Annotated in this window: 4 protein-coding genes; 2 read left to right on the forward strand and 2 right to left on the reverse strand. The window is 59.1% G+C overall.

Annotation, left to right across the window (positions count from 1 at the left end; translation table 11 throughout):
- A partial coding sequence (locus AC5JLB_RS02190) for a zinc metalloprotease (protein ID WP_495872223.1) occupies nt 1–465 on the reverse strand: 465 nt, incomplete at its 3' end.
- Nucleotides 466–503: 38 nt separating this feature from the next.
- Nucleotides 504–1,013, reverse strand: a complete 510-nt coding sequence (locus AC5JLB_RS02195) for a c-type cytochrome (protein WP_495872224.1) — start codon at nt 1,011–1,013, stop codon at nt 504–506.
- Nucleotides 1,014–1,310: 297 nt separating this feature from the next.
- Between AC5JLB_RS02195 and AC5JLB_RS02200 the strand changes: the two genes are divergently transcribed.
- Both AC5JLB_RS02200 and AC5JLB_RS02205 read left to right on the forward strand, forming a co-directional pair.
- The gene (locus tag AC5JLB_RS02200; RefSeq protein WP_495872225.1) at nt 1,311–1,577 is read left to right on the forward strand and encodes a hypothetical protein; all 267 of its coding nucleotides are present in this window, start codon (nt 1,311–1,313) and stop codon (nt 1,575–1,577) included.
- Nucleotides 1,578–1,702: 125 nt separating this feature from the next.
- A partial coding sequence (locus AC5JLB_RS02205; protein ID WP_495872226.1) for a CHASE4 domain-containing protein occupies nt 1,703–2,044 on the forward strand: 342 nt, incomplete at its 3' end.

Genomic DNA, 2,044 nt, shown 5'->3' on the forward strand with positions numbered 1-2,044 from the left:
AAAATACGCACCGGCGAGCGGTGGCAATGGCAGCAGCGTAAAGATCGCCATCCAGACACAAAGCGGTGCGGCGGTGCGCAGGAACGCCGCTGTCGTCAACCCTGCGGTGTAGGGCAGCACTGTCAGTGCCGGCACCACAAGGAGAAGCAGCAGAACAGCAACGACCAGCAGAATAACGCTGCCGGCAAGCGCTGCGACCACCAGGCCCCTGCGCCCGATGCGCATTTGTGCTGCATCCATATCGACCCGCTTGCTCCAGCCAAAGCCCGTCAACATGATCGAGCCCAGCCCCAGGAGGTCCACATGCGCAAGGGGCCAAGGCGTCAGGCGCCCATCGTATTTTGGACCCTTGTCGCCAAGCAGTACGGCAATGGCGGCGATGATGCCGCCCTGCGCTGTGAAGATGATCAGGCCCGCCAGCAATCGAAACAGCAGTGCCTGAATCGTCAGATCAGAGCTGATCATCCGATGCTCGCCACGTCACTGTCTCGGCCGGACCTGCCTCATTTCTCGATGACGAGTTCGTAGAGCGCGTCCACATTGTCCGGCAGTGGCGCGCCGGCGGCAAAACCGTTCCGCTTCAGCAGGTAGGCCATGATGTCGGCATAGGTCGCGGCGGAATAGCGTCCCGGTGCGTTGGGCGGCATGGTGCCACTCATGACTTCGAACAGAACACCCGCTGGCGAACCGTTGGCGTATTTTTCTTCAAACGCCACGCCGCGCAGCGGGGGACCACCGAGCAATCCGCCACGCAGATCGTCGCCGTGGCACTCCACACATTCCTTCTCGTATGTCGTCTCGCCCCGATCAGCCTGATCCGAGGCGTAGGAGGCACGGGCGGCTTCCGCTTGGGCGAGGTGAATTCGCGCATCTGGTCCGGATGCGGTTGTTGTCTTGGCTGAAAGCGTCGACGCATCAACTCCGTCCGCTACACCGGAAACGGCAAAGCTGGCCCCGGTCAGCGCCAGAAACCCAGCAACAACAGCCAGCGAAATCGCATTATTCTTATTCAAGAAAACCTCCTACTGAAATCCACGCCTCGAGACACTAGCATCAACACGAAAGCGCGTTCCTTCAACGGACCCGACATCGCGGTGATTTGCAAGGCCTTGGTGCGCCTAATGATTGAACAACCACCCGGGACAGGTTGTTCATGCCGGTTCAGCTGATCTTCAATCGCTGCGCACCCGTGCGTGTCCGGCTCGAGCCGGCCTGATCTGGCCAAGCCCAAATCGCGCAAGCGTGTTCAGGCTGGCTTCAGTGAGCAGCTGCAAGAACCGGCCAAACACCGAAGTTCAGGGGAGACTGTCATGTTTAGGGCCGAAGCCGTTATCATCACCATTGCCGCGCATCTGATCGCATCTGGAACGGCAATCGCCGAAACGCCGGAGACGTTCCCCGGCGAAGTTTGTCATGAAACCCACTGTTGCGTGGAGTTCGATACGCCCAATGGCGGACTGGTCGAGTGCTACTTGAAAGAGGAGCAAATCCAGGAGGGCGTCGAGGAGACCGAAGCTGAAAAGAACAGCACCGACTCGGCGGCACCGGTTGGTCCCGGTCCGGTAGTTACGCCGTGAACCGAGATCATGTCGTTTGGGCCACGTAGGCACAACCCGCCTGGCTTAACGAGATTGAGAGCGAATCGACCTTCTGGATGCAGGGTTTCTTAGCTCTTGGTGAGCATAGTCGAAGCTCACCAACCTTGGCTAAGTGCACCGTGCAGTCCTTCTCATTGTCTCGCCAGATAAGCTACCTGTCACTGGTTTTCGGGCTGATCCTCGTGGTCGCCCTCGGTTCGTTTGGATGGTGGGCCGCTTCAAGCATCGACGACCGGGCGATAGCGCGCCAGACGCGGGCAGTTCATCGTGGGCTGGCCGAGATAATGGCGCGAATACCCGTCGAACAGGACAGCTCAGTAGTTTGGAACGACGCGGTCCTGAACCTGCGCGCCAACAATGATGCATGGATTGCGGATAACCTAGCCGAATGGATGAGTGAATACTTCGGGCATGACCGCGTCTACATACTTGATAATGCCGACCAG

Source organism: Myxacorys chilensis, from assembly GCF_059505265.1.